Origin of the sequence: Vibrio sp. zbq_1, from assembly GCF_043102935.1 — a bacterium.
GTDB classification, from domain to species: domain Bacteria; phylum Pseudomonadota; class Gammaproteobacteria; order Enterobacterales; family Vibrionaceae; genus Vibrio; species Vibrio parahaemolyticus.
This window is the reverse complement of record NZ_JBICJH010000004.1, coordinates 73,151-88,022: the sequence shown is the minus strand read 5'-3', so window position 1 is coordinate 88,022 and position 14,872 is coordinate 73,151. Positions and strand designations below refer to the sequence as shown.

15 protein-coding genes are annotated in these 14,872 nt (G+C 45.1%); 8 read left to right on the top strand and 7 right to left on the bottom strand.

The genetic code is table 11. The features are described 5' to 3' along the window. Positions 1-143: 143 nt before the first annotated feature. The 4 genes from ACF8CV_RS00800 to ACF8CV_RS00785 all read left to right on the top strand — a co-directional run bounded on the left by ACF8CV_RS00800 (position 144) and on the right by ACF8CV_RS00785 (position 3,371). The gene (locus ACF8CV_RS00800; protein WP_005497916.1) at positions 144-1,487 is read left to right on the top strand and encodes an OmpP1/FadL family transporter; all 1,344 of its coding nucleotides are present in this window, start codon (positions 144-146) and stop codon (positions 1,485-1,487) included. A 78-nt stretch (positions 1,488-1,565) separates the two neighbouring features. Continuing rightward, positions 1,566-2,285 (top strand): carbonic anhydrase, encoded by a 720-nt coding sequence (locus tag ACF8CV_RS00795; RefSeq protein WP_020841751.1) that lies wholly within the window; start codon positions 1,566-1,568, stop codon positions 2,283-2,285. Positions 2,286-2,364: 79 nt separating this feature from the next. After that, positions 2,365-2,916 carry a YtfJ family protein gene (locus ACF8CV_RS00790; protein ID WP_005480925.1) on the top strand — a complete coding sequence of 184 codons (552 nt, stop codon included), beginning with the start codon at positions 2,365-2,367 and terminating at the stop codon, positions 2,914-2,916. A gap of 20 nt (positions 2,917-2,936) precedes the next feature. Beyond that, positions 2,937-3,371 (top strand): hypothetical protein, encoded by a 435-nt coding sequence (locus ACF8CV_RS00785; protein WP_024701557.1) that lies wholly within the window; start codon positions 2,937-2,939, stop codon positions 3,369-3,371. Between the two features lie 79 nt (positions 3,372-3,450). Here the strand turns inward: ACF8CV_RS00785 and ACF8CV_RS00780 are convergent, their stop codons facing one another. After that, positions 3,451-3,990: an NUDIX hydrolase gene (locus ACF8CV_RS00780; RefSeq protein ID WP_017635078.1), complete on the bottom strand. Its 540-nt coding sequence runs from the start codon at positions 3,988-3,990 to the stop codon at positions 3,451-3,453. Between the two features lie 51 nt (positions 3,991-4,041). Continuing rightward, positions 4,042-4,716 carry a pyrimidine 5'-nucleotidase gene (gene yjjG, locus ACF8CV_RS00775; protein WP_005374109.1) on the bottom strand — a complete coding sequence of 225 codons (675 nt, stop codon included), beginning with the start codon at positions 4,714-4,716 and terminating at the stop codon, positions 4,042-4,044. 138 nt (positions 4,717-4,854) lie between these two features. Here yjjG and ACF8CV_RS00770 point away from each other — a divergent pair, with 138 nt between their 5' ends. The 4 genes from ACF8CV_RS00770 (at position 4,855) to ACF8CV_RS00755 (ending at position 7,289) form a co-directional block, all read left to right on the top strand. Beyond that, positions 4,855-5,778, top strand: a complete 924-nt coding sequence (locus tag ACF8CV_RS00770; RefSeq protein ID WP_021452373.1) for a LysR family transcriptional regulator — start codon at positions 4,855-4,857, stop codon at positions 5,776-5,778. 115 nt (positions 5,779-5,893) lie between these two features. Continuing rightward, positions 5,894-6,208, top strand: coding sequence for a hypothetical protein (locus tag ACF8CV_RS00765; RefSeq protein WP_005497913.1), 315 nt, complete (start codon positions 5,894-5,896; stop codon positions 6,206-6,208). 47 nt (positions 6,209-6,255) lie between these two features. After that, entirely contained in the window at positions 6,256-6,942 is a 687-nt protein-coding gene (locus ACF8CV_RS00760; protein ID WP_005497912.1) for a YafY family protein, read from the top strand. Between the two features lie 164 nt (positions 6,943-7,106). Further along, positions 7,107-7,289: a hypothetical protein gene (locus tag ACF8CV_RS00755; RefSeq protein WP_171055904.1), complete on the top strand. Its 183-nt coding sequence runs from the start codon at positions 7,107-7,109 to the stop codon at positions 7,287-7,289. Positions 7,290-7,359: 70 nt separating this feature from the next. Here ACF8CV_RS00755 and ACF8CV_RS00750 read toward each other — a convergent pair whose 3' ends face one another. The 5 genes from ACF8CV_RS00750 to ACF8CV_RS00730 all read right to left on the bottom strand — a co-directional run bounded on the left by ACF8CV_RS00750 (position 7,360) and on the right by ACF8CV_RS00730 (position 14,808). Further along, complete coding sequence (locus ACF8CV_RS00750) at positions 7,360-11,478, bottom strand: M66 family metalloprotease (protein WP_392415823.1); 4,119 nt, start codon at positions 11,476-11,478, stop codon at positions 7,360-7,362. Positions 11,479-11,509: 31 nt separating this feature from the next. Continuing rightward, entirely contained in the window at positions 11,510-12,379 is an 870-nt protein-coding gene (locus ACF8CV_RS00745; RefSeq protein WP_138937847.1) for a hypothetical protein, read from the bottom strand. Between the two features lie 1,034 nt (positions 12,380-13,413). Next, positions 13,414-13,644 carry a hypothetical protein gene (locus ACF8CV_RS00740; RefSeq protein WP_025535771.1) on the bottom strand — a complete coding sequence of 77 codons (231 nt, stop codon included), beginning with the start codon at positions 13,642-13,644 and terminating at the stop codon, positions 13,414-13,416. An 87-nt stretch (positions 13,645-13,731) separates the two neighbouring features. Beyond that, a complete protein-coding gene (locus tag ACF8CV_RS00735; RefSeq protein WP_005459239.1) occupies positions 13,732-14,286 on the bottom strand; it encodes a sugar O-acetyltransferase in 555 nt (184 codons plus the stop codon). A 123-nt stretch (positions 14,287-14,409) separates the two neighbouring features. After that, positions 14,410-14,808 (bottom strand): OsmC family protein, encoded by a 399-nt coding sequence (locus ACF8CV_RS00730; protein ID WP_005459319.1) that lies wholly within the window; start codon positions 14,806-14,808, stop codon positions 14,410-14,412. Between the last annotated feature and the right edge of the window lie 64 nt (positions 14,809-14,872).

The window sequence follows — 14,872 nt, the reverse complement described above, 5'->3', positions numbered from 1 at the left end:
AAATTCATCAATAAATATTTATTAAGTTAAATTTATTTATTGTCAACATACTGTTAGTTTTACTCCTAAATATACTGGTCAGATTTGTTTATTTTACTGCTTTTCGTTGCAATACAACCTCTAATTAACTCATGAGAAAAAACATGCAGCGACAATTAACTCTTTCACCGATTTATTTATTAATCGGTTTAGCCTCCTCGACGGCGTATGCCGGTGGTTTTCAAATTAACGAACATTCGGCGACGGGTCTTGGTCGTGCTTTTGCTGGTGATGCTGTTATTGGTGATAATGCGTCTGTAGTCAGCCGCAACGCCGCAGCGATGACGCTGTTTAAACAAAATGCCTTATCGTTCGGTGTCACTTACGTCAAACCTGACGTTACCGTTAAAAATGCGCAATATCATCGAGCTAACATTAATGCAGATGTCAATGTTGGTATGGGCGGCTTCCCTCCATCCCCTCAAGTTGACATTACCCCGTCCTTCTCTCAAACCGTGACCGACATTGATGACGTCGATGGCGTTGGTCAACCAGCCGTTGTACCCAATTTTTACTTTATTCACCCTATCAACGACGACTGGTATCTAGGCTTATCGGCATACTCCAACTTCGGAACCGACATGGAGTTTAAACCAAACTATGGCGCACCTGTTTTTGGCGGTGTCACCAGCGTCGCGAGTGTCAACCTTGGCGCAAGCTTGGCATACAAGGTGAACGACCGTTTTAGTATCGGTGGTGGTATTGATGTGATTTACGGCTCTGGTGAGCTGTACCGCGATATGGACGTGGGTGTTTGCGTTGGTGGGAACATACTTGGAAACGAACTAGAACAACGCTGTGGATCCGTAAAAGGCAACGCACTTGATGTGGAAGCTGGCGGCATTGGGCTTGGCGCGAACATTGGCATGATGTACGAGTTTAACGAACGTCATCGCTTAGGTTTAAGCTACAAGCACAGCCCTAACATAGATGCCAAGGGCGACATCCACTTTGCTGGCGAATCGTACGACTCGCTTGCTATGCCGCTACCGGATATTGCGGAGTTTTCCGGTTATCACCGCGTCTTACCTAAATTTGCCCTGCACTATTCTGTGCAGTGGATTGGTTGGTCAGCATTTGACAGCTTGAAAGCTGATGATCAGTTGCTAAAAGATTTTCAGTGGCAAGACTCCGCGCACTACTCCATCGGTGCGACTTGGTACGCCAATGAACGTTGGACACTTCGCACGGGTTACATGTTCGACAAAACACCTGTCGATGAGCTGACTTCGCTTTCTATTCCAGATTCGAACCGTCACTGGTTATCTGCGGGTGCCTCTTACCAATGGTCATCAGATACCACGGTTGACATCGGCATGACGTACTTGATTGGTGAAGATGTCAACGTAGAAGAGTACGCGTATGAAGGTGTTCCTGCACCGATGGTAACGGGTGTGACCCATTCAAATGCGTTCCTAATTGGTGCCCAACTCAGCCACCGTTTCTAATTTGTCAGGCAGTGATCAAACCTCTAGGTCATTGCCTTGTAACAACGCTTATCAAAGCGACCGAACAGAGACATTATTATGAACAAAACACTACTTGCTTTTTCACTCTCACTTCTCACTCTAAGCGCGGCTCAGGCTTCGGAATGGGGCTATGGCAATGACAAACACGGGCCAGAACACTGGGGAGAAATCGCCAAAGACTGCGCAACCACGAAAAACCAAAGCCCAATCAACATCGACAACCCAGCCGATGCAAAACTGGAAGCACTGAACCTTTCGTACACTGGTCAGGTCATTGGTTTAACCAACAATGGTCATACGCTGCAAGCGCAAGTGAACGGACGTAACAGCTTCACCATCGATGGCGAGACGTTCGAGCTGCAACAGTTCCATTTCCACACACCTTCAGAAAACCAAATCAAAGGCCGCCAATATCCACTTGAAGCGCACTTTGTACACGCCAACGCAGACGGCGAGTTGGCGGTAATTTCGGTGATGTTTGATGCTGGCGATCAAAACGCAGCGCTGTCTAAACTGATCAACGCAATCCCACAAGAGAATCAAACCACCTTCTTTAAAGATACGTTTGAGATTAACGACTTACTGCCAAAAACTGCAAACTACTATCGATTTAACGGCTCTTTAACCACACCACCATGTTCAGAAGGTGTGCGCTGGTTTGTGCTTAAAGACACTCAAACCTTATCCAAAGATCAAGCCGCGAAACTGATGGAAGTCATGGGACAAAACAATCGTCCGCTGCAACCGCTAAATGCGCGCGTTGTACTTTCTAACTAAACGCCACATCCGATAAGGGGCATCGTATTTGCCCCTTATTTTGATTCGCTCTAACCTCACTTCGTTACAGGAACCCCCAATGAAAACTCCATCTGTTCTGTCACTCTTACTCGCACTCGCCCCGACATTCGCCTTCTCTCATAACCTTTCTGTCGGTCAAACCACCCCTTCCGTCAGCATTGATACCTATGGCGAAATGACGCTGCAAGGAGACGATGTGGCTTATCAACCTTGGGCAACTCAGCAGATGTTAGGCAAAGTCCGTGTGATACAAGCCATTGCAGGTCGTAGTAAAGCCAAAGAGATGAACGCGCCGCTGATGTCAGCAATCACTGCCGCTCACTTTCCTGAAGATCAGTATCAGACCACAACCGTGATCAACCAAGAAGACGCCATCTGGGGAACCGGTACATTTGTTAAATCGTCGGCAGAGGACAGCAAAAAGACATTCTCTTGGTCTTCCATGGTGTTAGACAAAAATGGCGTATTAGCAACAACTTGGGATCTGCAGCAAGAAAGTTCTGCGATTATCGTACAAAATAAACAAGGCGAAATTTTATTCGTGAAAGAAGGGGCTTTAACTCAAGACGAAGTCACACACGTCATCGAACTGATTAAACAGAATATCTAAACCTAAGGTAAGGAAAAGCTATGAAACTGTTCAACACCATCGCACTCTGTCTTTTAGCGGCTGTAGCCTCTTTCCAATCGGTTGCAGGAGACAACGATTGGGAGAAGATTGCAGATAAGACCGTCAGTTTTAAATCGGAAACCGACACAGTCAATCCACTGTCACCATTTGCTAACGCTCGTTTCAGCCACATAAAAATCAAATGTACGCAAGGTACGGTCGATCTGAAAAGCGTTAAAGTAATCATGAAAGATGGTCAGGAAAAGACGTTCGACAGTTTAGGGGTTCTGACTAAAGGCATGTCATCAAGAAGCTTAAGCCTACCAACAAAAGATAACGCGAAGTTAGACAAAATCGAGTTGAACTATGAATCGGTTGGCAGCACTGCACTGCAAGTCGCGGGGGTGACCAAAAAAGCGCAAGTGGAAATCTTAGGTAAGAAAATCGACGAGTAAGCGATGGCTCAACGAACTCACCCAAACTAAAAACAGCGGCACTAGGCCGCTGTTTTCATTAAAAAATCGTCATGAATAACTAAATGAATTTCTTCAGCTTCGCCAAACCATAAGCAGCGATGGTGACACAATCTTTGATCGTACCGTCGATCATCATCTGTTCGAACTCCTCAACCGAAAAAGCGCGAGTGATCAAATCCTCTTCTTCACTGTCGAGTTGATTGCCCACGTCCGTTAAATCAGTGGCGAAGTAGACGTGACATGTCTGATTCAAAAAGCCGTATGCGATAAACTGCGCGCCGACATACGCCATGGCGCTCGCCTGCATGCCCGTTTCTTCACGCAGCTCGCCTTTGGCAAGCTCAAGATGATCCGCATCTGGGTTTGATTCCCACGCCCCTTGTGGAATCTCCCAACAACGTTGACCTACGGTGTAACGGTACTGCTGAACCAAGTGAATCATCCCGTTATCGATAGCCAGAATCGCAGCACAATCAGGTTTGTCGACCACACCATAGATACCCTCTGCGCCGCTCGGACGTAAAATTTTGTCCTCACGCACCGTCATCCACTTATTCTGGTAAACGACTTTGCTGTCTAGCTGTTTGATGTCTGACATGGTTATTCCTTGATTTTTCCGAGGGTTACTGCGGAATAATACCCGATTCAGTTACGCCACCAAAATGTTCTTTAGTTCACTCAAAGACTCAACGGTATAATTTGGTGCGATACGCTCATCGACGCTTGCGCCTGTGGTATTTAACCAGCAAGTTTCAATACCAAAATTATTACCACCCAGAATATCGGAATGCAGGTTGTCACCCACCATCAGTACGCGCGTTTTGCATGGGTTGCCCATTTGCTGCATCGCATATTCAAAAATACCTAAGTCCGGTTTTGCTACGCCCACTTGTTCAGAGATCACCACTTTATCGAAGTACTCAGTCATCCCTGTGCGCTCAAGGCGAATTGCTTGCAACTCTGTAAAACCGTTGGTGATAATGCCCATTTTAGCTTTGCCTTGCAGCGCTTCCATCAGCTCTTTTGCACCTGGCAACAAGCTGCAAATATCGGCCATTGCTTCTAAAAATGCACTGTTGAGATCTGCTGTTGTGGTATTCAACTTCTCAGCCCACTCGGTAAAACGCTTATGTTTTAGCTCATCTGCCGTTACTTTGCCGTCTTGGTAATCCACCCAAAGCGGTTTGTTTACGGTTTGGTAATGAGCAAAATCTTGTTCAGTAAAATCTACGCCTTTGCGAGAAAACATAAGCTGCAAACCTTTGAAAGCATCAAAGTGGAATAAGGTTTCGTCAGCGTCAAACAGGATCCAATCGTACTTCATTTTCTTCTTCCCAAAATCAAGGTCGTAATACTGGTGCATAGTCTAGATTGTTTTCTTCTTGAAGATAATCTCTATAATTGGAAATTAATTGTATCCTTGTGCTCAACAATAAATGCTTCACGATAATAGGAGATTGATGTGAACGCGATTGCCTCCCTGCCCGTTTTTGTTGCTGTTGTCGAATGCGGCAGCTTTTCCCTTGCGGCCAAACAGCTGAATCTGACGAAATCGGCGATCAGCAAACGCATCAACCAACTAGAAGACGATTTGGGCATTCGTCTCCTTAATCGAACTACGCGTAAGCTGAGCCTGACCGAAGCGGGAGAACGCTATTTTGAGTACGCTTCTCAAGCGCTCAATCTGGCCCAGCAAGGCGTGGACGCGGTATCAGAACTGCAAGGCTCTCCACAAGGTCGGCTCAAAATTACCGTGCCGATGTCTTTCGGTGTGCTGCATATCGCGCCTTTGATCAGCGAGTTTCTCGCTCGTTACCCGAAAATTGAAGTGAATTTAAACCTCGAAGACAAAATGGTCGATTTGGTTAAAGACGGTTTTGATTTGGGGATCCGTATTGGTGAACTCACCTCTTCCAATCTAATCGCAAAACGTCTCGCCCCTTGTAAAAGTGTGCTTTGTGCCTCGCCAGATTACTTAGCGGAGTTTGGAACACCACAAAAACCAAGTGATTTAGTCAGTCACAACTGCCTGCGCTACTCCTATTTCCGTGGCGGCGTCGAATGGATGTTCATCAACAATGGCAGCGAATACAAAGTGCTTCCAAAAGGAAACTTTATCGTCAATAACAGCGAAGCTATTCGCCAGTTGCTGTTAAGAGGTTCGGGCATTGCTCAACTGCCGACGTTTATTGCAGGAAGAGACTTTGCTGCAGGAAATCTAAAACCGGTGATGGAAGAGTATTCTCTACCAGAACACGCCATTTATGCGGTTTTTCCTGAGCGCAAGCACATGCCGTTGAAAGTAAGAGCCTTTATCGATTTTATCAGCGAAAAACTCGGCACAGATTTACCTTACTGGGATCGTTACAACAGCCCAGAAAAATAACCATATTGATGATAAGTGAGTGAGATTTCACTACTGACATGTTCTGACATTCCATCCGCGTAACCTTATTTGGAACTCAACAGGCAATCCGCCAAAACCAATAAGGAATCACAATATGGAAACCGTTATCGAAACTGTGCAATTTCGTCTAACCGCAGGCACAACAGAGCAAGACGTGATCGCTGCTGCCAAACAGTCACAAACGTTTGTGAAGAATCTGCCGGGCTTTTTGTATCGCTCACTCAGTCACGAAGCGACGGACGATGTGTGGACAGACATCATTTACTGGCGTTCAATGGACGATGCAAAACAGGCGGGAAAACAGATTAAGCAAGCCGTTGAATTTCAGCCTCTGTTATCAATGATTGACTGCGAAAGCTTCGAGCTTAAACATCACAACTTAAAAATGTGCAGTGAGCTAGAGAAGTAATCAGCCACACTACCACTAACAACCCGTAGGTCTAGATAAGGAACATCATGAGCAAATCAGAACGACTGTTTGAGCTACTGACGCTTCTGCGCGCAAAGCGTTACGCCGTGACAGCGAAAGAGCTCGCAGAAAGAATGGAAGTTAGCGAACGTACGATTTATCGCGATATTCAGTCGTTGCTCAGTTCTGGTGTTCCGATTCAAGGTGAAGCAGGTGTCGGCTACCTGTTGCAAGCTGGCTCTCATCTGCCGCCTTTGATGTTCTCAGAAAAAGAGATGATGGCGCTTGAACTGGGTATGCGGATGGTTCGAGCCTGGTCGGATGCCGAACTTGCCGAAGCGTCTCACTCTGCGTCCACCAAAATACTTTCGGTATTGCCCGATAAGCTCAAACAACAAGTGGAAGATTGTCCGCTGATTGTGCCCGATTATCACACCCAATCCGAGACTGCCAAACGAGGGCAGCTTCTGCGCCACGCGATTGATCATCAGTTTAAGGTCAGTTTGGATTACCAAGATGAAAGCGGACAAGTGACCGAAAGAAAAATCCAACCGTTAGGCCAGTTCTTTTGGGGCAAAGTCTGGACGCTGGTCGCCTGGTGCGAATTGCGCGATGACTACCGCCAGTTCCGCCTCGACCGTATCCAAGCACTGCGTATGCACGATGAAGAGTTTCAGAGTGCGGAAACCAAATCTCTCAAACATTATATTGCGCAGTATGAATCGAAAGATTGAGTGTTCTTCATCCTTCCATCACAAGGATTCTAAATTGCTCTGCTCAATGCGCGATATTTGGAAAGGCACATTTGGTTAAACTAATGTTTCATTTTTAACAGATGCGCAACCAACCTAAGATCGTTAACTTAAGTAGCACGTCAACCACACCGGAGCGTGAAGCTATGAAAGTACTGATTCAATACACCCAAGCAGGGAAATATCGAGATAAAGCGTGGGAGTCTTTAACTCTTCGATCTAAAGGTGATATGCAGGCCGTTACCCCTTCTTATGCTGCCCAACTTATCGAACAAAGCAAAGCGACACTTGTGATGACAAAAGACGGACAGATCATCTTTCACTCCTAAATTCCATCAATCCTATGACGAAAAAGGCCTGCATTGCTGCAGGCCTTTGTATGAGTGAATTAAGAGTTATTTACTGGAAACTCACTGCCGTTGGTAGGCGATCAAGCATCTTGTAGTAATCACCAGCCACAGCGCCGATATCACCACGTAAATACGCTTGAATCATATTGAGATCTTTCAGCCAAAGTTCTTTGTCAGCATCTGAAGACACCATGTACCCTGCGTACACATTGTCGACCGCGAACATCATGTCTTCGGTGTGATCGTTGTAAATCAAAAGCATCGCATCTGTGTAAGCTTCGAACGCTTTCAGCTCATCGTGCGCTTTACCACCTTTATAGCTCAATGTGCCCGAAGTTGCATCGATGACCAAATCACCCGAAGTCACATTCGCTGTCGTAAAGTTGATGAAAGACTGGCTAAACGACAGCACACCTGCCGCGATATCCGCATCAATGGTTCGCTTCATTGCGTTGACCATTGGTGCATCCAGCAGCAATACAGGATCGTGGAACGCTGGGACAATCGCTGTTCGGAATGGCCCCCAAGCGCTATCGATGCTCTCTGCGACCTTGTTTAGTGTTGCTGGCTCATAGCTATCTAGGTACGTTTTTAGATCGTAACCTTTGGACGTCACCAGTTGATTTGCGTAGTCGTAAGCCAGCTTGTTTGCTTTTGTTGCCACAAACTTCTCGCCGTCGATAACAAACTCAACCTTGTCACCCGCAATAATACCGTAGCGGTCTTGCTGCTTCGTAAACGTATCAAACTGAGATTGACCACGAGTCTTCACTGTGTAGTCGTAAGACTTCATTTGGCGCACACCCATTCTCAAGATGACATCGCCAACACGTCCGCGGCCTTCTGCACCAATATCAAGGAATCTTGCAATACCACGAGGCATTGGTGGTAGGGACTCCATTTGCTCAGTGATGTGTAGGTTCACGGTAACACCTTTTAGATTGGTGTATTCCTTACCGTCTTTACCCACCAATTTAACTGGCGTATTTAACGCATCATTTGCCACGATGTTGCCCATGATGTCTTCGTATTCAGCTTGCACCCCAGGGATATCAAGCAGCGATGCAAAGCTCACCTCATCGGTAAAACGGTTCGAGAATCGACGTGCTAAGAAGTGGCTCGCCAACGCTTTGTCTGGCCAGTTACCCAACACAGACACCGCATTTGACCAAGGGTAATCCGGGTCAAAGCTACCAATTGAGTTTAGGAAGCGTCCATTCGCAGTTTCCGCAACAGCTATATAGCCCTCATCTGAATCTTCGATAAAGCGTGCTGCCAAATCATCAAAACAGCTGGCTGTTGAAAGATCGTAATCAGCCGGAATTTGGTGTGAGTTGTTGTCTAACAGTTGACCAAAAGAAATCACTTTTTGGTTGCCTGCCGCATTTTCTATCACACATTGATGCTCTGGTGTGCGCAAGATATCAAGGAAGAACGCCGCGGATTTTTTCGCCCCATTCGCGTAATCACAGAACCATGAGTTATCGGCTTTGCCTTCGCTACAGTATTGAGGGTTTGAAGCAATGCGCAATAAGAAATCACCCGGCTTATCCGTTGACGAAGTGTAACCAAGATTGGTGTACAGGTTATCGATGCGCTCAAGATCTTCCATCTTGTCACGGATAGCGCTCATTTCCATATAACGGCGCACTAAGTAACCAGGATAATCGGACGAGAATAATCCCGTCGTCCCATATAACTCCAAGTTGCGTCGATCATAGCTATCGAGATAGTTCTGCCACTCGTAAGAAACAATTTCTTCTAGGTTTGTACCTTCGTCAAAACGGTTACAGTCGCTGTTTAGAGAAACGTTCCCATCGGTACAGAAATCGTAAGACTTACGCTCAATTTCATTCACTTTATCTAGGTAGTAAAGTGCGCCATAACGAGTTTTCGCATTCAGTTCTGGATCATCAGACAACGCGGCGGTATCGAATCGGCTGAAGTCACAGTTGTAGAGTGATTTGCCTTTCTCGTTCCCCGTTAGTGCCTTCACTTCAGAACAAACCATCAGCGATGTGTTGTCTGGATTGTTGCCAAACTTGTATGCAAAGCTTTGTTGGTAGGCTTGCTGATCAGCGAGGTAACGAGCGTATGCCGCTTTGTCTTCATCGCTCGCACTGTCTGCCGGTTTCGCAACAGGCGCAGGAGCTGAACCTGAAGAATCTTGAATCGTCTCGACTTTACGACCGTAACCAAACTTAAACGCCGCAATATCGTACAGACCCCAAGTTGGCGTTTCATCCAACATGCTTGGTGCGTAGTCCATTGTCGAACTGTAAGCAGGAATGTTGTTCAAACCAAGTTGATGCGCTTGCTCGAGCGTGTAGTAGTTCGCTTTGTCATTTGAGCCTTTAAAGTTATGGCGCAGACCCATGTTATGACCAAGCTCGTGAACAAGCGTATTGCTGTAAGTCGCAACCGTAATCGCATCTGCTGCTTTCACTTGCAACTCTTTTGGTAGGTATTTCCAACGCTTAAGCTGACGCGATACTTCGTTACCTGCGTCATCGAGTTTGATCTCAAAGTAACGCTCGTCATCCAACTTCAAGTTGTCCAACATGGCCTTGTTGGTTGAAGAAACCCACGACGCTTCGATTGGATAGACGTTGTTCTCTGCCCAGAAAGACAAACGGTTCTCTTCAGCTTCAACCACCTTTTCAAACTCCATGTCATCATTGAAGTTTTTCATTAGCTGAGTTGGGCTCTTCGTCGCTGCTTTTCCAGAAACGATGTCTTCTTTTGAAACGAGCGGCGCATGAATGTTTTCATCCGATTTCAGGCTCGCCATCGCCGCCATTGTAGAAAGCGCTTCAATTCTATCCGCGACTTCTGTTTTCACAGATTCGCTGCTGCTTGGCAATGGATCTAAGCCATCTAAGTCCAGTTGATTACGATTATAGAAACGCGCCAAGTTGTCCCAATAGAAAGGCACACCCGTTCTTGCAACACCTGCGTATTGGTTCACGTGGCCTTTGATGATTTCCCCCGTCATCGGGTTAGAAACCGACGGGCCATAGCCAAGCAGACCGTTCGCTAGAGGCTCGTCAATCAGGTTAATCACGTTGTAACGCAGATCACCTGGGTGAATACCAGCCGCTTTGGTTTTGTTCACAATCTCGATTTCAGGCTTGCCTGCATCCGCCCCAAATACATTCAGCGCTTGGTTCATCTTGTCGATCGATTGCAGCGTTGCATCCAAGAACAACTTGTTCTTCTCTTCAAAGAAATTGTCGCTCAAGTAATATTTGATAGAGCCTTGATCTGGGTTGAAACGATTGAGGTAAACTACATCACGGTCGTATTTATTCGTGACTGGGTTAAGCTTTTTCGTCGACGTGGTGAAGAAACCAATGTCGTTCTCATCACCCACTGGGTACAAGATCGGTTGGTAACCTTCGGTTGCCACTTCACTTTCGTGCACTAACGAGTAGTAGAAACGAGATTTAAACGCGCCATCTACAAGCGCTTCATCCAAGCTCGCTTTCGTTGCAAAGTTGATGTAGTCGGAAATATTATCTAAATCGATACGGAACGTGCGCTCTAGTTCGAAATTGAGAAGACCGTTTTTAGGGTCAAAGTCCCACGAGATCAATCGTGGTGCGCCAATTTCATCAATGCCCTCGGTAATGCCATACAGATCTTCCATATTGAATTCTGCAATTTCGAGATCTTCAGGACGAGGAGTGAAGTGGGTTTTCCTCTTGTAGTTTAGGCTTGCGTCTTCGTTGGTTTCTTCTTTGTTGGTGCAATCACCATGCGCGTCTTCTTGACAGCGATACGCCGCAAAGTCACCCGGAATCGTCAGCACTTGCGCGAAGTTAACGCCGTCGTCGTCTGCGACAAATTTCTCTTCACCGCAGTAGTTATTAGCATCTTTGCTTAGATGCGCGTCTGGGTAGTTTTTATCGTAACTGCGAACTTCCAGACCTTCTTTGGTAAAACAAAGCTCAACGTAACGAGGTGAACCTTGCAAGAATGGGAATTGGTTCAGAGCAAAGCGTGGCGCGGCACCAGTCGTCGGAACGTAAAACCAACGACCGTCTTTAAGATCTTTTACTGCGACTTCTTTTGCATCTCTTTCGACATAGTCATACGCCTGATCATCTGCGCCACAGCCTGCAAGTGCGGCCGTTATTGCTGACACCAGAGTCAATTTTTTAAACATTATTTGGATATCCTTAATTGTTGTTATTTTCCTAGAAGGAGTAAGTCACTGTCGCGATGTAAGACGCTTTCTCTTGGTCCAACAAATCGATGTTGCCCAAGGTGCCTCGCTCTGCATCTTGATAGAAACCCGTTGATGACGCCGCGAGTAGCAATGACCAGCTTTCATCAAACTCGTATGTGCCGTACAACGCCCCCTCATACTGCCAACTGCTTCTGCGCGTACCTTGATAACTGATGCTGTTACCACCTAACGCCGTGATCCCCACTGCGAACGATTCCCACGACTTTTCCGCAACAGCAAACAACGAGTAGGTCCACTCAGTCAGCGAGCGTCCACCCATGGTTTTATATTCGTGGAAATTTTTTCTCAGTCTTGGCGAAACCGAAAAATCGACGCTCCAAGCTGAAAAAGAGATCGGCACATCTAAACGAACCGCGGTGTGCAGTTCATCTTTACGAGATGTTTCTGAAGTTGGAATGGTGAGCTGACCCGCAACGCCGATTTTCCCTGTATCTCCAAAGCGATATAGGTTCGTGTATTGCAAGCCCAACACCGAATCTGTCGCGTAGGTGCCGACTTCATCTTCTAGGGCACGATAGCCACCCGTAGAAAAATAGGCTTTTGTGTCGCTCGAAAAGGAATAAACGAGATAGCCTCCCCACGAGAAATTGCGGACAGAACGGTAGTCGTCTTTATCGTAAATGTTTGTATCGTAAGATAGGTAAACGGCCCCACTAAACTTACAAACAATACAGGACGTATCTCCTTCATTTTGTGTAGATTCAGGCGTGCTAGTGCTATCAATTACACTCGTTTCCACCGCGAATGATGGCGCTGAAAACAGCGTACCCAACAACATTGCAAGCGGCGTCATCATCCACTTTGTTGTGTGCTGCATGTTTTGAAACTTCCATGAGAATTAAGTTCATTAGAATAAACTTAAAGACAAACAGATTATTGGGATGAAATTCCATAAAAATTCAGATAATCAACCCCAATAAACCTATCAACCATAAAATTACTCTTATGGTTAAATCCTTATTTAATTTTTTAATACTATTTATCTTAGTATTGTCACGTTCTACTTTGCTTAAAAACGTACTTTAAAATGACTTTTTATAAATAAAGCCACACACCACAACATTAAAGAAGCAGCAAAGCAACGCCATTAAAACAAAAGTTAAAAGACAATTATTATCAACAACTTAAAATCAACAAAAACAGTTAAAATGAATGAGTAAAAATGTATAAGTTAAAATACAATAAAATATAAGAACATCATTCCGTTTAATTTTAGTCGTTATTGTATTGAGAAAGTTTAATTTTCAATTTCTAAAATTGGTGGGATACACATAAGAGAAATCATCAAAACCATCCGTTGTTAATAATGAATTTCGCATTTAAAACAAAAGATAGAAACAAGATCAAATTCATGTTTTCTAATATATCGATTCAACCTTTCACAAGTTTGAATAGAAAATCAAACTTTCAGTCAATCTAAAAACAACAAAACATTCACCAAGTGAATACCCAAAAGATAAGTCAAAACTAAATAGCACATACGGTCAGCATATTTGTGAATTACTATTCATTAATTATTTTTTCATAAATTAAACATTAATGTGACCAATTTCACACAATTGCACCGCGTACAACATAAAGTAAACGAAATTTAAGTGTTTACTGACTCAAAACGTGTCGATAGAACAGAGGTTAAACATCGAGCTGAAACACGTATTTCCCACCAAAATTTATTATACATAGCAGTGAGTTACCTGCATCCAAGCGGTTAAAATGCGTACTAATGTGACTCATTTTTGAGAGAGGAACATAAGAAGAGCAAAAGCACTAAAAGAGGATAATGCGATTTGAATAACCAGTGCTTCAAACCGCACTTATGAACTTATGCAGAGAAAGAAAGACTATCAGTTACTATTGAATGGTTTTATGACCACAGTTTTCGCAGATCAAGTGACGTTCAAATTCATCCATAGAAGCAAGGAAGGCGCCGAACACTACACTTTTGAGAAAGCCAGCGATGAACTCTTTCTTGTTGCGATTTTTATCGCCTTCAAAGCCACTTTTTTTTCTAACTAACACCACAACATGATGCGTTTCTACCCCACATGTAGGGCACATGAGGACTTCTGTCTTGTTCGACATCTTAGACTCCTTGACGAATTATCCCTTTCTGATGGCATGATTCTCATACGCCTGTAAAGCGAGTCATCATGCCATCACTATCGATTCTTACTCTTCTTCGTTGAGACGACGAATCAACTTCGCTGGTGTGCCTCCGTATAGACAATCTGGCGGCACATCATGGTTAACGACTGAATTCGCCGCAATGACTGAACGAGCACCTATCGTCACACCTTGGTTAATGACGGAGTTACCGCCAATCCACACATCATCTTCAATCGTGATGGGTTTACAAAACGTTTCCCAACGTCGGCGACTTCGGTAATCAACAGAATGAGAAGCGGTATACAATTGCACGCTCGGGCCAATGAGCACGTTGTTCCCGATGGTAATTTTGGCACCATCGAGCATGACCACGTTCATGTTGATAAAGGTTTCTTCGCCGATTTCGATGGTTTTACCGAATTCGCAATGGAAAGGGGCTTGAACAATGCAAAGACCCGCTTTGCCAAACAGCTGTTTTTGCAATTCGTCGCGCTTACTTTCGTCAGTGTTGTTATTGAAGGCGCGCAGGGCAAGAGTCGCTTGAGTTCGAATGGCGTCAATTTCTTTGTCCATGCCATCAAATACTTGGCCGGACATCATTTTTTCTAGTTCGGTCATTGGAAAATTCCTACTACTTCAGACCAAACACACAGTACGCGAATTGCACAAGAAAAAAAGAGAAAAGCCTGCACTTTTCTCTTTCCTATTTAGCTATTTTTTCATTCTGCGGAGGGTATCGATTTACACGATTTCCCAGCTGTGTGTCATTTCGACACCTTTGCCAAGCATTAGGCAAACCGAGCAGTATTTTTCTAGCGAGTCAGCCGCCACTTTTGCTACGACTTCTGGGTCAAGCTCGTCACCTGACACTTCAAAGTGGATATTCACTTGCGTAAAGATACGTGGCGCGGTTTCACGACGCTCAGTGGTTAGCTTAGCGTTAACAGATACCACCTTTTGGCCTGCGCTTTTTAAACCATCCACAACATCCACAGAGCTACAACCACCAGCGGCCATTAGCACCATTTCCATTGGGCTTGGTGCCGTTGCACCACCGTTACCATCCATCACGATTGAGTGACCGGACTGCGATTGACCGAGGAATTTAAAATCTTCGACCCATTTAACTTCTGCTTGCATGGTTTACCTCATTTTGGCATCGCTCGTTGGGTGTAACTTTTGCCCGATTGAGCGGTGTATTTCG

What these genes read in the sequence shown, in the direction of transcription:
- ACF8CV_RS00800 (WP_005497916.1), top strand. Translation starts at nt 144, where the DNA reads ATGCAGCGACAATTAACTCTTTCACCGATTTATTTATTAATCGGTTTA.
- ACF8CV_RS00795 (WP_020841751.1), top strand. Translation starts at nt 1,566, where the DNA reads ATGAACAAAACACTACTTGCTTTTTCACTCTCACTTCTCACTCTAAGC.
- ACF8CV_RS00790 (WP_005480925.1), top strand. Translation starts at nt 2,365, where the DNA reads ATGAAAACTCCATCTGTTCTGTCACTCTTACTCGCACTCGCCCCGACA.
- ACF8CV_RS00785 (WP_024701557.1), top strand. Translation starts at nt 2,937, where the DNA reads ATGAAACTGTTCAACACCATCGCACTCTGTCTTTTAGCGGCTGTAGCC.
- ACF8CV_RS00780 (WP_017635078.1), bottom strand. Translation starts at nt 3,990, where the DNA reads ATGTCAGACATCAAACAGCTAGACAGCAAAGTCGTTTACCAGAATAAG.
- yjjG (WP_005374109.1), bottom strand. Translation starts at nt 4,716, where the DNA reads ATGAAGTACGATTGGATCCTGTTTGACGCTGACGAAACCTTATTCCAC.
- ACF8CV_RS00765 (WP_005497913.1), top strand. Translation starts at nt 5,894, where the DNA reads ATGGAAACCGTTATCGAAACTGTGCAATTTCGTCTAACCGCAGGCACA.
- ACF8CV_RS00760 (WP_005497912.1), top strand. Translation starts at nt 6,256, where the DNA reads ATGAGCAAATCAGAACGACTGTTTGAGCTACTGACGCTTCTGCGCGCA.
- ACF8CV_RS00755 (WP_171055904.1), top strand. Translation starts at nt 7,107, where the DNA reads ATGAAAGTACTGATTCAATACACCCAAGCAGGGAAATATCGAGATAAA.
- ACF8CV_RS00750 (WP_392415823.1), bottom strand. Translation starts at nt 11,478, where the DNA reads ATGTTTAAAAAATTGACTCTGGTGTCAGCAATAACGGCCGCACTTGCA.
- ACF8CV_RS00745 (WP_138937847.1), bottom strand. Translation starts at nt 12,379, where the DNA reads ATGCAGCACACAACAAAGTGGATGATGACGCCGCTTGCAATGTTGTTG.
- ACF8CV_RS00740 (WP_025535771.1), bottom strand. Translation starts at nt 13,644, where the DNA reads ATGTCGAACAAGACAGAAGTCCTCATGTGCCCTACATGTGGGGTAGAA.
- ACF8CV_RS00735 (WP_005459239.1), bottom strand. Translation starts at nt 14,286, where the DNA reads ATGACCGAACTAGAAAAAATGATGTCCGGCCAAGTATTTGATGGCATG.
- ACF8CV_RS00730 (WP_005459319.1), bottom strand. Translation starts at nt 14,808, where the DNA reads ATGCAAGCAGAAGTTAAATGGGTCGAAGATTTTAAATTCCTCGGTCAA.